A 14,372-nucleotide genomic window follows, 5' to 3' on the forward strand; every position below is an offset into this window, starting at 1 on the left:
CAATTAGCCCAAGTTAATTTTTCTAGGCTTGAGCGATAACCTGTACAGAGCACTGCTTATTCTTTAGTTGTCAAGTTCACGGTTTTTTTCATGTCCATAAACATATTATCCTTAATCTTGGTGAACATTTTGGAACTACTAACCAATTTAACAGGGATATCCACCGTGAAATCCATTTTTGCGGTAGTTCCTGTAATCTCGGCAATGGCCTTGGCCAACAAGGGTTCATCCATATTGCCCAATGTTCCTAAATTGGAAAGATCCTCACTCAACAAAATATCAGGTGTAAGTCCGTCCGTATACTCGGAAAAACCATTGGCATTTTCATTTCGTCCTATCAACGGTTGAATGGCCCAGTGGTTATCCGGGTTAATATTGTCTTCCCTCTCTGGGTCGTAAACATTGCCATTGTCAAAATCGTCTACAAAGGTAACCGAAAATTCATTCTTTCCGGTAGTAGTGGTCCCGATATGGATTACATTTATGTACGGATCTAATCCATTCATAACCAATTCGCTTGCCGATGCGCTACTTCCTGTCGCAAGGACATATACCTTGCTTAGGCCTAACGTATTTAAGGGGGTATTGTTGCCCGTTGCGTCGGCAAAATACTCAATAAGGTCGGTGTCCTTATATTGCGATTGGAGTTTTTCATTATATCTGGCCTTCAGGAAAACACTATTGGTAAATGTACCATAAATCATACTGGATAATAATCTGGCAGAATTGACCGATCCACCTGGATTGTACCTTAGATCCAATACAAGATCTGTAACCCCGGCGGACTTAAACTCTCCAAACGCATCATTCAACTGTTCGTCAAATTGGTTGGTAAAACCATTATACATTAAATAGCCTATTTTTTTTCCTCCAGTTTCCAATACATTGTTGATATATATCGGATTCTCGGTTAAATTGGCCTCTTTTGTTAATGTAACCTCTCTATCTGTATTGGTAATAATGTTATTGGAGATATCCGCCATATTTAAGGTATAGGTATCACTTTCGCCAAACAAAAGATCTACGTAATTATTCAAGTTAAGGGTAGTGCCATTAACACCGGTAAAAATATCCCCTCTTTGGATATCCTTGGTAGAGGCATTGGAATTTGGCACAATGTAGCGAACATATCCATATACATCGTCGCTATTGGCAAATAAACTCAATCCAAATTCTACACCATTACTCTTGGATATTCCGGCAAAGGATTGTGTCAATTCCTTATAATCATCGGAATAAAAACTAAAGCGGTCTTCTGTGTAAAGCAATTTTTCGTCAAAAAATGTTCCGGGGTCTTCCTCGGTTTCCAGAAAGGACACGTAATCGTCATAGGAAGCAAAACGGGAATCACCCAAGTCAGCTACATCACTTTGCCAAAAATAGTAGGTGTTCATTGTCTGCCACATAAAGTTTTGGGCCGTTACATCCAATTCTAGTTCCGTGGTAGGAATTATTTCTTCAATATCCTCTGTAACTAGGGTGTCATCATTCTTACTACAACTGCTGAGAAACAAACTCAATCCCAAAAATGCTAATAAATACTTTTTCATAAATTTAAAATAATTGCAAAAACATAACGCATACTGGCACACAAATATCATTCCATTAAAAAAGTGTGAATTAGTTTTGGGGAACGATTTTATTTATATACGGATATATTACCTATTTGGTTTCCATAGGACTAAATTACTTACATTGTAAAGAAATGGAAACTAATTGTAACAAAATTCGATGTATGTCGTCTTCCCTTTGTAAGCCTTTTGAGGAGGATTATAAAACAACTAAACCAAAATGCAACAAACTGAGTTTTTAAATGTGGTTTTACCATTTAAGGATAAACTTTATAGGCTGGCGAAGCGCTTATTGGTCTCTAAAGAAGAAGCTGAGGATGCCACACAAGAAATCTTATTGAAGTTATGGTCCAAGAATAAGATGATGACCGGCTATAATAATGTGGAGGCCTATGCCATGATGATGACCAAGAATTTTTGCTTGGACCGACTTAAATCCAAACAGGCCGGTAACTTAAAATTGGTGCATAGTAATTATAAGGATGAAAATGTGTCCATACAAACCCAGATAGAGGTTAGCGACAGTTTAAGTTGGATAGAAAAAATTATGGAAGAATTGCCAGAGCAACAAAAAATGGTTTTACAATTACGGGATGTGGAACAATATGAATTTGAGGAAATAGCGGATTTATTGGGTATGAACACTACTGCCGTTAGGGTAGCATTGTCCAGGGCAAGAAAAACAGTAAGGGAAAAATTAGTACAAAAGCACAATTATGGAATTCAATAACATAGAAAAATTATTGGAAAGGTATTTCGAGGCAACTACTACGGTTGCCGAGGAGGAAATGTTGAGAGCGTATTTTACAAGGGAGGATATTCCTCCACACTTAAAAAGGCATGCTCCAATGTTTCAATATTTTTCCGTTGCCAAAGAAGAGCGGTTCACCAAGCAGGTTCCTCTAAAACCTAGAAATAAAAGTTATATAAAGTGGATTTCCGTTGCTGCCGTAAGCGTCTTGGTATTTGGTATATATTTTGGAAGAAGCTATCAGGAACAGAGAGAAGCGGAATACGCCTATCAGGAAACCAAAAAGGCATTAAGTCTTTTGGCGACCAACCTTGGTAAGGGAACGGAGAAAGTGGCTTATTTAAGGGAATTTGAAGAAACAAAACAAAAAATTTATAACAAAAATTAAATTAAAAGAAATGAAGAAGAATATCATAATAGTATTACTAGCCGTGTTGCCTTTTGTTGGGTTTTCACAATCAATGTTCGACAAGTTTGAAGATTTGGACAATGTAAGTGCCGTAGTTGTCAATGAAAGCATGTTTAAATTATTGAGCAAGATAAACGTTGAGGTCGATGACAAAGAGGCCCAGGATTTTATGGATATAGCACAAAACCTAAAAAACCTAAAGGTATTTATCACCGAGGATAAAAAGGTTTCCGTGGACATGCAAACCACTATGGAGAAGTATTTGAAATCCTCCTCACTACAGGAACTTATGAGGGTCAAGGATAAGGATGCCAACGTAAAGTTTTACATCAAGAGTGGCAAGGATGAAGACCATGTAAGTGAATTGCTCATGTTTGTTACCGGCATTAAAAATGGGAACTTGGAAATCAATGACAGGAAATTTGAAACGGTATTGCTATCGCTGACCGGCGATATCGATTTAAACAAGATCGGATCTTTAACCCAAAAGATGAATTTACCTTCAGAACTCAGTAAGGCGGGTAAAAATAAAAAGTAAATGGGTTAGGGAAGTGGGATAAGTGAAAAGCCATTTCCCTTCATTTTGGATTAAAACCTAAACATAAGGAAATGAGAAAAATATTCGGAAAATTGGCCTTGGCTATTTTGTCGGCCATTGTTATGACGGCATGTTCGTCTACACAAAGTTTACAGGAGTATTTTGTGGATAATGAGGGCAATCCTAATTTTTTATCCGTTGATCTTCCGGTAAGCTTATTGAATATGGATAAAGCGGACCTTACGGAGGACCAAAGGGAGGCACTGGGGTCATTAAAAAAACTTAATATTCTGGCCTTTAAGATAACCGCGGATAACCTAACGGAGTTTCAAAAAGAAAAATCGAATATCAATGCTATTTTAAAAAACAGCAAATTTACGGAGTTGATGAAAATGAATACCAGTTTCGGCAAGGCTTCTGTAAGGTATTTGGGAGATGATGATGCTATTGATGAGGTAATTATCTACGGGGATAGTGACGAAAAGGGTTTTATGCTGGTTCGGGTGTTGGGCAAAAATATGAACCCTGCCAAATTGGTCCAATTTATGAAAGCTATGGAAAAATCCGATTATAAGGGAGAAGGCTTGGGCGGCCTAAAGGAATTTATGAAAGGTTAAATAGATGTCCATATAACTTAATAAAACCTGTATCGAAATACTTGACACAGGTTTTTTGCAAAAGTTTCATTCTGCTGAGGCCGAAATTCATACAGTGCCCTAAGCTTTTTCGGATTTATCGTCAATCAATACCTGTAGGTTGTTCTTGTTAAAATCCAAAGTACGAATGGGGAAAGGGATATTGATATTTTGGTTATCGAAATTCTCCTTAATAATTTTAACGGCCTTATGGGTTGCGGCCAATTTATGTTTATTGTTAGCCATATCTATCCAGAAACGGACAATGAAATTAATGGAACTGTCACCAAATTCGGTAAAAAAGAATTCCACGTCTTCATCTTCTTTTTGATCAAAATTTTCAGAGATAAGCTTTACCACAAGATCTTCTACCTGTTGAAGACTACTTTCATAACCTACCCCACATGCAACAGATATCCTACTTCTTTCGGAAATGGAATAATTGGTAAACGAACCATCTATAAAATTTGAATTTGGTATTACAACATAATTATTATCGGGCTGCCTAAGAACAATATTCCTTAGATTAATTTCGGATACAAAACCAGAATACCCATCGGATTCAATAAAATCATCAATTTTTAGTTTAGGCATAAAGGAAAGGATCAAACCTCCAAAGGTATTGTTCAAGGTGCCTTGCAGGGCAAGACCAATGGCCAAACCAATAACACCGGCACCGGCAAGGATACTTGTTAGCACTTTATTCAGTTCCATAACACCAAGTGCCACGAAAAAGCCAAGTAGCATAATGATTACAAATACAACCTTGCCGATGATTTCCTGTACGGATTTCTGGTCTACACTTTTCGCCAGTAATTTTCTTAGTATTTTTCTAATTACCCTAGCCAGGATATAGAATAATATCATGACCAAGATGGCCATAATTATATTGGGGAGTTTTAAAATGATCGCATCCAACCATCCGTCCAGCTTGTTCCAGAGTTTGGTGACCGCGTCTTCTATTGAGAATTTATTTTCCATGGTATAAAATTTTGGTTAATATCTTTGTTTATCAAGTTATCCGTTAAATGGACTTATTTAATTCCCAACTATTTTAAGTAAATGGCATATTCCTGTTAGACCAGGAAATCGACGACCGCGGCCAGGAATTTCAATTCTTGACCAGAATTACTACATAAATGCAAAAGAGGAATCAATGCAGTGATAAGATATGAAAATGTCCGTTGGAGGATGTTTCCATAAAAATTAATTTTTAACCCAAATAAACTAAAGTTTAATATCGGTACTTTATGTTCCTAGGTAATTGCAATTGTCTTTTATCCATTTTTGACCATTTCCTTTGATTTTTGAATATAAATTAAATAGGAAATTTTAAGTGTGTTGGAATGTGTAGTTTTTGCATCTAATTGAAATGAGTTAAACATTTTTTGTTTAGTAATAAAGTCAAGGTAGGGAATTGGGGATATTTGTTTAATCAGTTGGCTCTTAATGGGGTATGGGCAAACCAAACCAGTTATTTTAAAGGGAGTTGTATAAGAAGACATTGATAATCAAAAATATCCACTATGGCAATCCTAGGCAACATTATTAAAGGTGCAATTCACTTAAAGGAAACGTTTTCTGCCGAAAGTGATCATTGGAAAGAACAACAGGAAGTCCTTCAGAACATTTTAAATATTTCGAAAAACACGGACTTCGGTCTATACTACAATTTTGAAACCATTTTGAATTCTCAGGATTTGCCGGGGGAATTTGCTGAAAAAATCCCTTATTTCGATTATAATAAAATAAATGGGGAATGGTGGCATAAATTGCATGAGGGATATGAAAATGTTACCTGGCCTGGCCGGCCTTCCTATTTTGCCCTTAGTTCTGGAACCACGGGTAAAAGCAGTAAGCGCATACCTGTAACCGATGATATGATCGAGGCCATACGGGCTGCCGGAATTAAGCAGGTCTTTGCATTGAGTAATTTTGATTTACCCGCCGATTTTTTTGAAAAGGAAATTATGATGCTTGGTAGTTCCACCAATTTGGAGGAACGAAATGAATTTATGGAAGGCGAAATTAGTGGTATAAGTGCGGGAAATATCCCGTTTTGGTTTAGAAGTTATTACAAGCCAGGGGAGGAAATTGCGAAAATTGAGGATTGGGACCAAAGAGTGGAACACATAGCGGAGAGAGCATCAGACTGGGACATCGGAGCCTTAAGTGGTATACCTTCATGGATAGAATTGATGCTCCAAAAGGTTATAGAATATCATGGTCTTAAAAATATCCATGAAATTTGGCCAAATTTAATGGTGTATACTTCCGGGGGGGTTGCCTTTGGACCATATGAAAAAAGTTTTAATGCGCTTATGGGGCATCCAATTACAGTCATAGATACCTACTTGGCTTCCGAAGGTTTTATAGCCTGCCAGACTAGGCCAGAAACCAAGGCTATGCAATTGATAACCGATAATGGAATCTATTTTGAATTTGTTCCCTTTAAACCGGAATACATTCGGGAAGATGGCTCCCTAAACCCAAGTGCTCCGGCCAAAGCCTTAAACGAAGTGGAATTAGATCAAGATTATGTCCTTCTCATTAGTACGGTAAGTGGAGCATGGCGCTATTTAATAGGCGATACCATTAGTTTTACAAATTTGGAGAAAGCTGAAATAAAGATAACTGGCCGCACAAAATTTTTCTTAAATACGGTGGGTTCCCAGCTCTCTGTAAACAAAATGGATGATGCCATGAGATATCTGGAAGAAGCATATTCTACCAAGATTCCGGAATATACCATCTGTGCCAAACGTTGTGATGATGGCGAGTTCTATCATTGTTGGTATTTGGGTTCCGATATGGTAAATCCTGATTGTGATTCCCTGTCCAAGTCCTTGGACGAGTTTTTAATGGAAGCCAACAAAAACTATAAGGTAGCTAGGAGCAAATCCCTAAAAGGAGTGAAGGTAAACGTAGTTTCCACCGATTTCTTTTACGACTGGAATGGTAAGAACAAAAAGAAAGGTGGTCAGGTAAAAATGGAGCGCGTTATGAATGAAGCAAAATTTGCCGATTGGGAACAATTTATTCAATTGAAAGTCTCCAATGAAGTCTAACGACTTCGCTCCTCAACCAATATCATTATTTCTTCCGGTGATAGGTAATATTTTTTTATTCGATCCTTATAGGAGGCGGTTATATCAGAATGGTTTAAAATAAAATTCTTGGTGGCAAGAATGTATTTTTCCATGCCTTGTGCCACGGCATAGGTGTCGGCCACACGCTCAGCCTCTACTATAAAACGTTCGGAAAAGAGGTATTTAAACCCAAACGAAATCAAATTTAATTTGGTCCTATTTTGATAATCCATGATGTGGCCTAATTCATGGCCGATCCAACCTATGAGAATATTGGAAGGGATATCTTTAGTAGCAAATTCTTTATCTGAAATCTTAAAAGCCTCACTAATCAAAATCACATAATTCCTATTGCTCCGATTCTTAAAGAAACTTTTAAAAGTTGGTCTTGCCTGCATCGTAGATTTCTTAATATTCTTTTTAAACTGAATTTCAATATTGCATTCAGATAATTCGGGATAAAATGAGAGAGCTTTTAAGGCTTCACTTTCAATGGACTTAGGAATATTGTGTTGTGCAGTCATAAACAATGAGGTAGAAATGGCCAGGATGTATATTATAGTTTTCTTATTTAATAAATTCATATTACAGTATAAAAATATAAATCAACAAATAGCATTCCAAGTACAAAAATTAACGTAAAATTTAATACTATCGTTATTATAGTACTTATAAGCACTATATATAACTGCAATTTTACAGTTTGGGAAGAGCTGGGACTATCGGTTAATGTATTGGTGTTGGTAGATAGTAACGTGAATTTTACCCTTCATCACTTTTGCGTGCCCGTAGATTATTGGGAGGTATATTTGATACATTGGGAACTGGAGCACCAAAAAAGAAAAGCAATCTAGAGTATAATTCTGGAACTCTGGATTGCTTTTAAAAACAGATTATTGTAATCTGATCTTTTTTAAATACCTGTGTAGTTACTCGGTGTTATTTGTTTCAATTCCGTTTTTATGGCATCGCTTGTTTCCAAGGTGTCGATAAAATTCGAGATGGACTGTTGAGTAATCTTTTCATTGGTCCTGGTTAACCCTTTCAAAGCTTCATACGGATTGGGGTAGGCCTCACGTCTTAGAATGGTCTGAATGGCTTCAGCAACTACCGCCCAATTATTCTCCAGGTCTTGTTCAAATTTTTCTTTGTTCAAGAGCAATTTATTTAGTCCTTTTAAGGTAGATTGAAAGGCTATTAGCGTATGTCCAAAAGGCACACCAACGTTTCTTAGTACCGTACTATCGGTTAAATCCCTCTGTAATCTTGAAATTGGAAGTTTGGCGGACAAATGTTCAAAAATGGCATTGGCTATGCCCAGATTTCCTTCCGAGTTTTCAAAATCGATAGGATTTACCTTATGTGGCATTGCTGAGGATCCCACTTCCCCCGCTTTTATTTTCTGCTTAAAATAGTCCATGGAAACATAGGTCCAAAAATCCCTGTCCAAATCTATAATAATGGTATTTATTCGCTTTAGGCAATCGAATAATGCAGCCATATGGTCGTAATGCTCAATCTGGGTAGTAGGGAAGGAATGGTGTAAGCCAAGTTTTTCCTGCACAAATTTTTGTCCAAATTCTCTCCAATCAATTTGCGGATAGGCTACTTTATGGGCATTATAATTTCCTGTTGCGCCACCAAATTTGGCAGCACTTGGAATGTCGTTAAGTAAATTGAACTGTTCCTCCAAACGCACTGTAAATACCTCTATTTCTTTTCCCAATCGAGTCGGAGAAGCAGGTTGTCCGTGGGTCCTGGCCAACATTGGTATAGCCTCCCATTCCTTGACCAGGGCAGTTAACTTGTTCAATACCTCCAAATATTGGGGGACATAAACCTCGTTCATTGCATCTTTGATGGATAGTGGAATAGCTGTGTTGTTGATATCCTGTGAAGTAAGTCCAAAATGTATGAATTCCTTATGGGTCTCCAAGCCTAATTTGTCGAACTCTTTTTTAATAAAATACTCAACGGCCTTGACATCATGGTTGGTCACCTTTTCAATTTCCTTTATGGCCATGGCATCCTCGGAGTCAAAATCAATATAGATTTTTCTTAAATCATTAAATTTCGAATTGTCAAAATTTGATAGTTGAGGTAGCGGAACTTCACAAAGTGCAATAAAATATTCAATCTCTACCCGTACTCTATATTTTATAAGCGCCTCCTCAGAAAAATACGAAGCAAGGGAATCTACTTTATTTCTGTACCTACCGTCAATGGGAGATATGGCGTTTAATTTGTTTAATGACATTTTGTAATATTTGATTGATTTTGGAAAAGCGCAAAGATAGCTATAAGTTAAGGAGATTAAAAGCTAAGCGAAAGATTGTTCTGTTATTTATTTGTGAGTTGGGATTCACTTTATCTTAGCAAGGGTCATCCTGGCCCTAGCCTTGTAGGCTGCACTGCCTAAGGGGTAATTCTGCTCTAAAATCATACGCAATTCTGGATGGATCCAGTCGAATTTTCTGCCCAATAACAAAAGGCTTGTCATGGAATATGCTTTGGCGGCCACTTTGTGGTCACCAATGAGCCAATCGAAACAAGCCGATGTAATACCCTCCAAATGTTGGTCTTTAACGGTCTCGCAAGTCTTTTTGTCCTTTGATTGAAAGTAGGATTTCATTAAATACTCACATATTTTTGCGACTGGCCTCACTGCTGGGTCTAAGTGTACCTTACCAATGTTTTCGACAAAATTATCCATATACGGAAAAAGATGCGGCAAATGCTCTTTGGCAGTAAATTCCATAATCCAACACGCTTTGCAAGAAACAGGGTCATCTACTTGAAAGGCTATTTCCATAATTGTAGGAATATTCGAAGGACTATTCAGGATAAGGCTGGACATCTCCTTCCTTTTATGACGTGAATGGTCAACGTAGTCAAGGGCGTTATAGAGTTCTGAATAAGTCAAAATACATTTAATTATAATGGTATAACGGCTAATTTCTAAGGTCTTAGTCTTTCTTTGTAATTAGGTCCGAAACCAATAAAGGCACCCCTTTAGCCGCGCTGGCTTTTATTATGGTTAGCCCGTTGAAATCGGTCTGGTTTATATTGGGTTTTGGGTCTATAAAAAATATGGGGGTATTTCTTGGTACGTAATGTATTAAACTGGCCGCTGGATAAACCTGCATGGAGGTGCCTATAATGATTAAAATATTGGCTGTTTGGGCAATATTGGCTGCTTTTTCCAACAATGGTACCTCTTCGCCAAACCAAACAATATGAGGGCGCAATTGTTTCCCATCTTCCGAAAGGTCACCAATTTTAATATCGGTTTTCCAATCAATTATCTTATTGGGGTTATGGCTACACCTTGCCTTTAATAACTCTCCGTGTAAATGAATTACCTTGGAGCTGCCCGCACGTTCATGTAAATCATCTACATTTTGGGTAATGATACTAACATCAAAATGCTCTTCCAAGCGCGCTAACGCTTTATGTGCCTCATTTGGGGATACATTAAATAACTGTCTTCTTCTCTCGTTGTAAAAATTGAGTACCAATTCTGGATTTTTTTGAAACCCTTGCGGAGTGGCCACCTCCATAACATCATGACCTTCCCATAGTCCATCCGCATCCCTAAAGGTATTTATTCCGCTGTCGGCACTTACCCCTGCACCTGTTAAAACTATTATTTTTTTCATTTTTGATGAATAAGCAATTTTTGTAAAATTAAACGATTTCTTTTTTAATATCTTAGGATTATGGTTGATCTTAAGTTGTTGGAATATCTTGAAGGATTTATTACCCCGAAGCGTAAATCCCGTTTTTTGGATATTTTGGAAGAACGTACAAATTACATTACCGTAGCTATAGAGGATGTCTACCAAATGCACAACACGAGTGCCGTGGTAAGAAGCTGCGATGTTTTTGGGGTACAACAAGCCCATCTTATAGAAAGTAGGCATGGCAAGAGATTGGACAAGGAAATAGCCATGGGGGCACAGCAATGGGTTGATATTAGTAGGTATAATAATACAACAGATTGTATTGAAAATTTAAGAGATCGCGGATATAAAATTGTAGCTACAACTCCGCATGGATCAAACAGTTCCCTAAATAATTTTGAATTTACCGCTAAGACTGCACTATTTTTTGGCACGGAAAGGGATGGATTGAGTAGGGAAGTATTGGAGCGCGCAGATTCTTTTCTTAAAATACCAATGGTAGGCTTTACGGAAAGTTTAAATATATCAGTTTCTGCGGCTATTATCTTGCATGCCTTGACCAATAAATTAAGGAGAACCGAAATTGTTTGGAGGTTAACGGAAGAAGAGAAACTGGAAAAAAGATTGGATTGGACCAAAAAATCAGTGCGAAGTTTAAATGATGTTTTGGCCAGATTTCACGGAACAAAATGATTTTTTCATTATATTTAGAGTAAACCAACACATAAAATTTAATGACAACTTTACTCTATATTGTACTGGGGCTTATTGTTTTAATTGCCATACTTGCCCTCTTGGCGCCAAAGAATTATGATGTTTCACGCTCTATTGAAATAAATCGGCCAAAGGCAGATGTCTTTGAATATATTAAGTATTTGAAAAAACAACAAGAGTGGTCTCCATGGGCAAAAAAGGACCCCATGATGAATAAAAAGTTTACAGGTGTAGATGGAGAGGTAGGGGCTATAAGTTATTGGAACGGAAACAAGGACGTAGGTGAAGGTGAACAGGAAATTACTAAAATAGTCGACGGTGAAAGGGTGGAAGGGGAGCTTCGATTTCTTAAACCTTTTAAATCTACCTCGGATTCCTATTTGGATGTTGCCGAATCCGGCAAGGGAAAAACAAAAGTAACCTGGGGTTTTAAGGGGAACAATAAATTTCCAATGTCAATAATGATGCTGTTTATGAGTATGGATAAGGCCGTTGGAAAGGATTTTGAAGAAGGGCTACAAAGTCTGAAATCTATATTGGAGAAATAAATAGGTTATGGAAAGCAATATGGTTGGTTGGTTCGAGATTCCGGTTAACGATATGGAGCGGGCCAAAAAGTTCTATGAATCAGTTTTTAAGATTTCTATTTCCATCCACGAATTGGATGGACTTGTTATGGGCTGGTTTCCCTCAGCATCCGGTAAAACTGGCGCTATGGGGTCCTTAGTGCAGCATAGCATGTATATTCCTAGTGATACCATGGGCCCAATACTATATTTTTCATGTAAAGATCTTTCCCACGAGCTGGGTAGGGTAGAAAATTCAGGGGGAACAATTATTCAGGCAAAAAAACAAATAGGTGAAGGTCATGGGTTTATGGCCTTAATAAAAGATACGGAAGGCAATAGGATAGCGCTGCATTCACAAAATTAACAACTAGATATAGAAAATACTTGCTTCGGCCCTAGCTCCAAATCGCCTTGATTTTTTTCTGTCCTGTTTCGGAAATGTCGTGCTCGGTCCATTCAATAAAAGAGGTTTCCAACCAGAAGGAACCCAAAACCAGAAAACCTAACGGAGCCTAAAAACAATTTTAGGACAAATTGCCTTCTATTTAAATTCAAATGTAATTATTACGAAGCACCAAAAAGGAAGTGCACGAAATTAGGGAACATATTTAGAAATTATATTGTAAAAAGGTTAAAATGACTGGTGTAGGAGCAAAAGAAATTAGTTTAGGCTATTGTAGTAAATCCTAGTTGATGACCAATTCCAATAATGCGATGTCAAAGTCATTATCCAGTACCGCTTTACCGTTGGCTACGGTGATGTAGGTTTCTGAAAAAGCATCAAAGAGTTTGGTACCATCTCCAAAATAGTCTTTCACCCAAAGGGACTTTTTACCTTTTGGCAACTCAAGTCCAACTACCACTTTATCCTTGAAATCGCCCTTAACATAGGTTCTCCCAAAAACATATGGCTGCTTGGAAAGCCTTTGATGAATGCCAGCCCCAATTGCGGGATGATCGTTTCTGAATTTTCCAAGTTTTTGCCAATAGGCCAGTACTTTTTTGTTAAGGGAAATACTGTCCAAATCCTTCCAATTCATAAAAGATCTAAGGGTAGCATCTCCCTGGGTCCCTTCAATGGTCAAACTTCTGTTGGTTTCATCCCCATAATAGATTTGAGAGGCTCCAGGAGTCAATAATAGTATATTCGCCGATCTATATGGATTTAGCCTTTCCTTGTCATAAGGATTAGCATCATCGTGGGAGGTAAGATAGTTGACAACACTTTTGCCATCCAATTTGGTGTGTAACAAATGACTATATTTATTAAATATGGTTTCATAATCCTTTTTGGCATCATCCTTTAATTCGAAATTTATCAGACTGTGGAACCCATAATCGAAATAATCTACTTTTTTGTCTCCAAAATCATATTCCCGACCGCCTGATAAGCCATAACCATATACCTCCCCGACCATATAAAAAGGGTTGTCGTCCAATACATCCTCAGGATGTTTCTTTTTCCAAGTATTAAAGGCGTAGGAGGCTTCACTGTATAATTCTTTCCAGGACTTTTCGTCCACATGTTTCGCAGTATCTACCCTAAAGCCGTCTATTCCAAGGTCATTTACATAGTCTGTGAGCCATTTAATAATATAAAAACGAGGAGCCCTGGGGTATTTTGTACGATTAAAAAAAAACTGCAATTCGTCCAGTTCGTTACTTAAGCGCCCCTCTTCCTTCCATTTGGCCAAAAGAGCATCGGGAAGTTCAATGGCATTGTCCGATTCCGTAATAATATCTGGTAGGTTCTTGACCAATGTGCAATTGGTTGTTGTTTCGTAATTGGTATATTCACAAACAGGTCCCGTACGCACCCATTCTTTTGGCCATACTGGGTCCATGTCCGTAACTGGCCCCGTATGGTTAAGCACAATATCCATTAATATTCTGATTCCCTTTTCATGTGCGGTCCTGACCAAGATTTCCAAATCTTTTTTAGTTCCGAAATTGGGGTCCAGGGCAGTCCAATCCTTTGTCCAATAGCCATGATAGCCGTAAGTGCTTCCTGTTCCTTCGTCCACATTGTCATAGATCTGCTCCACGACTGGAGTAAACCAAATGGCATTGACGCCCAGATCTGTAAAATATCCTTGGTTTATTTTTTTAGTAATTCCTTGTATATCACCCCCCATAAATCCCCTGAGCAAGGCAGTTTCCTTAGTTCGGTTCAGAGTAATGTCATTTAGGGTATCACCGTTATAAAAACGATCGGTAAGCAGAAAATATATATTGGCCGCATCCCAGTCAAAAGGTGGTTCAAAATGCGGTTTTTTGGAAAGTACAATAGGGGTTTCGCTTTCTTTTACAACTTCATTTTTGTTTTTTTTGCAGGATAAAATGATCGACAGAAATACGACAATTAGCAGTCCCCTTTTCATTAACGTCATTTTTGTTTAAAGCTATAAAATGA

15 protein-coding genes are annotated in these 14,372 nt (G+C 37.8%); 8 read left to right on the forward strand and 7 right to left on the reverse strand.

Annotated elements, in window-relative coordinates; translation table 11 throughout:
• Positions 1-56 precede the first annotated feature (56 nt).
• Entirely contained in the window at positions 57-1,550 is a 1,494-nt protein-coding gene (locus tag MWU78_RS15170; RefSeq protein WP_246999243.1) for a S41 family peptidase, read from the reverse strand.
• A 241-nt stretch (positions 1,551-1,791) separates the two neighbouring features.
• On the opposite strand from MWU78_RS15170, the gene MWU78_RS15175 reads away from it, so the two are divergent.
• The 4 genes from MWU78_RS15175 (at position 1,792) to MWU78_RS15190 (ending at position 3,886) form a co-directional block, all read left to right on the forward strand.
• Positions 1,792-2,301 carry an RNA polymerase sigma factor gene (locus MWU78_RS15175; protein ID WP_246999245.1) on the forward strand — a complete coding sequence of 170 codons (510 nt, stop codon included), beginning with the start codon at positions 1,792-1,794 and terminating at the stop codon, positions 2,299-2,301.
• The gene (locus MWU78_RS15180) at positions 2,288-2,710 is read left to right on the forward strand and encodes a hypothetical protein (protein ID WP_246999247.1); all 423 of its coding nucleotides are present in this window, start codon (positions 2,288-2,290) and stop codon (positions 2,708-2,710) included. The genes MWU78_RS15175 and MWU78_RS15180 overlap by 14 nt, the downstream gene beginning before the upstream one ends.
• A 10-nt stretch (positions 2,711-2,720) precedes the next feature.
• Positions 2,721-3,269 carry a DUF4252 domain-containing protein gene (locus MWU78_RS15185; RefSeq protein WP_246999249.1) on the forward strand — a complete coding sequence of 183 codons (549 nt, stop codon included), beginning with the start codon at positions 2,721-2,723 and terminating at the stop codon, positions 3,267-3,269.
• 71 nt (positions 3,270-3,340) lie between these two features.
• Positions 3,341-3,886, forward strand: a complete 546-nt coding sequence (locus MWU78_RS15190) for a DUF4252 domain-containing protein (protein WP_246999251.1) — start codon at positions 3,341-3,343, stop codon at positions 3,884-3,886.
• Positions 3,887-3,985: 99 nt separating this feature from the next.
• Here the strand turns inward: MWU78_RS15190 and MWU78_RS15195 are convergent, their stop codons facing one another.
• Complete coding sequence (locus MWU78_RS15195; protein ID WP_246999255.1) at positions 3,986-4,885, reverse strand: mechanosensitive ion channel domain-containing protein; 900 nt, start codon at positions 4,883-4,885, stop codon at positions 3,986-3,988.
• 545 nt (positions 4,886-5,430) lie between these two features.
• Between MWU78_RS15195 and MWU78_RS15200 the strand changes: the two genes are divergently transcribed.
• The gene (locus tag MWU78_RS15200) at positions 5,431-6,972 is read left to right on the forward strand and encodes a GH3 auxin-responsive promoter family protein (protein ID WP_246999257.1); all 1,542 of its coding nucleotides are present in this window, start codon (positions 5,431-5,433) and stop codon (positions 6,970-6,972) included.
• Here the strand turns inward: MWU78_RS15200 and MWU78_RS15205 are convergent.
• The 4 genes from MWU78_RS15205 to MWU78_RS15220 form a co-directional block, all read right to left on the reverse strand.
• Positions 6,969-7,577 (reverse strand): hypothetical protein, encoded by a 609-nt coding sequence (locus MWU78_RS15205; protein ID WP_246999259.1) that lies wholly within the window; start codon positions 7,575-7,577, stop codon positions 6,969-6,971. The genes MWU78_RS15200 and MWU78_RS15205 overlap by 4 nt on opposite strands.
• 329 nt (positions 7,578-7,906) lie before the next feature.
• Positions 7,907-9,250 (reverse strand): adenylosuccinate lyase, encoded by a 1,344-nt coding sequence (gene purB / locus MWU78_RS15210; RefSeq protein WP_246999261.1) that lies wholly within the window; start codon positions 9,248-9,250, stop codon positions 7,907-7,909.
• Positions 9,251-9,355: 105 nt separating this feature from the next.
• Positions 9,356-9,850: an adenylosuccinate lyase gene (locus MWU78_RS15215; protein ID WP_348647095.1), complete on the reverse strand. Its 495-nt coding sequence runs from the start codon at positions 9,848-9,850 to the stop codon at positions 9,356-9,358.
• A gap of 109 nt (positions 9,851-9,959) precedes the next feature.
• Positions 9,960-10,652, reverse strand: coding sequence for an NAD-dependent deacylase (locus MWU78_RS15220; RefSeq protein ID WP_246999265.1), 693 nt, complete (start codon positions 10,650-10,652; stop codon positions 9,960-9,962).
• Between the two features lie 60 nt (positions 10,653-10,712).
• Here MWU78_RS15220 and MWU78_RS15225 point away from each other — a divergent pair, with 60 nt between their 5' ends.
• From MWU78_RS15225 to MWU78_RS15235, 3 genes are read left to right on the forward strand one after another with little or no spacing between them, the layout of a single operon-like run.
• Positions 10,713-11,369, forward strand: coding sequence for an RNA methyltransferase (locus tag MWU78_RS15225; protein WP_246999267.1), 657 nt, complete (start codon positions 10,713-10,715; stop codon positions 11,367-11,369).
• A 41-nt stretch (positions 11,370-11,410) separates the two neighbouring features.
• Positions 11,411-11,938 (forward strand): SRPBCC family protein, encoded by a 528-nt coding sequence (locus MWU78_RS15230; protein ID WP_246999269.1) that lies wholly within the window; start codon positions 11,411-11,413, stop codon positions 11,936-11,938.
• Positions 11,939-11,945: 7 nt separating this feature from the next.
• Positions 11,946-12,323 (forward strand): VOC family protein, encoded by a 378-nt coding sequence (locus tag MWU78_RS15235; RefSeq protein WP_246999271.1) that lies wholly within the window; start codon positions 11,946-11,948, stop codon positions 12,321-12,323.
• A gap of 322 nt (positions 12,324-12,645) precedes the next feature.
• On the opposite strand, the gene MWU78_RS15240 is transcribed toward MWU78_RS15235, so the two are convergent.
• Complete coding sequence (locus tag MWU78_RS15240) at positions 12,646-14,340, reverse strand: alpha-amylase family glycosyl hydrolase (protein WP_246999273.1); 1,695 nt, start codon at positions 14,338-14,340, stop codon at positions 12,646-12,648.
• Between the last annotated feature and the right edge of the window lie 32 nt (positions 14,341-14,372).

The sequence above is a fragment of the Arenibacter sp. F26102 genome (assembly GCF_023015865.1).
Lineage (GTDB): Bacteria > Bacteroidota > Bacteroidia > Flavobacteriales > Flavobacteriaceae > Arenibacter.

What these genes read in the sequence shown, in the direction of transcription:
- MWU78_RS15170 (WP_246999243.1), bottom strand. Translation starts at nt 1,550, where the DNA reads ATGAAAAAGTATTTATTAGCATTTTTGGGATTGAGTTTGTTTCTCAGC.
- MWU78_RS15240 (WP_246999273.1), bottom strand. Translation starts at nt 14,340, where the DNA reads ATGAAAAGGGGACTGCTAATTGTCGTATTTCTGTCGATCATTTTATCC.
- MWU78_RS15190 (WP_246999251.1), top strand. Translation starts at nt 3,341, where the DNA reads ATGAGAAAAATATTCGGAAAATTGGCCTTGGCTATTTTGTCGGCCATT.
- MWU78_RS15200 (WP_246999257.1), top strand. Translation starts at nt 5,431, where the DNA reads ATGGCAATCCTAGGCAACATTATTAAAGGTGCAATTCACTTAAAGGAA.
- MWU78_RS15215 (WP_348647095.1), bottom strand. Translation starts at nt 9,850, where the DNA reads ATGTCCAGCCTTATCCTGAATAGTCCTTCGAATATTCCTACAATTATG.
- MWU78_RS15195 (WP_246999255.1), bottom strand. Translation starts at nt 4,885, where the DNA reads ATGGAAAATAAATTCTCAATAGAAGACGCGGTCACCAAACTCTGGAAC.
- MWU78_RS15180 (WP_246999247.1), top strand. Translation starts at nt 2,288, where the DNA reads ATGGAATTCAATAACATAGAAAAATTATTGGAAAGGTATTTCGAGGCA.
- MWU78_RS15235 (WP_246999271.1), top strand. Translation starts at nt 11,946, where the DNA reads ATGGAAAGCAATATGGTTGGTTGGTTCGAGATTCCGGTTAACGATATG.
- MWU78_RS15185 (WP_246999249.1), top strand. Translation starts at nt 2,721, where the DNA reads ATGAAGAAGAATATCATAATAGTATTACTAGCCGTGTTGCCTTTTGTT.
- MWU78_RS15225 (WP_246999267.1), top strand. Translation starts at nt 10,713, where the DNA reads ATGGTTGATCTTAAGTTGTTGGAATATCTTGAAGGATTTATTACCCCG.
- MWU78_RS15175 (WP_246999245.1), top strand. Translation starts at nt 1,792, where the DNA reads ATGCAACAAACTGAGTTTTTAAATGTGGTTTTACCATTTAAGGATAAA.
- MWU78_RS15205 (WP_246999259.1), bottom strand. Translation starts at nt 7,577, where the DNA reads ATGAATTTATTAAATAAGAAAACTATAATATACATCCTGGCCATTTCT.
- purB (WP_246999261.1), bottom strand. Translation starts at nt 9,250, where the DNA reads ATGTCATTAAACAAATTAAACGCCATATCTCCCATTGACGGTAGGTAC.
- MWU78_RS15220 (WP_246999265.1), bottom strand. Translation starts at nt 10,652, where the DNA reads ATGAAAAAAATAATAGTTTTAACAGGTGCAGGGGTAAGTGCCGACAGC.
- MWU78_RS15230 (WP_246999269.1), top strand. Translation starts at nt 11,411, where the DNA reads ATGACAACTTTACTCTATATTGTACTGGGGCTTATTGTTTTAATTGCC.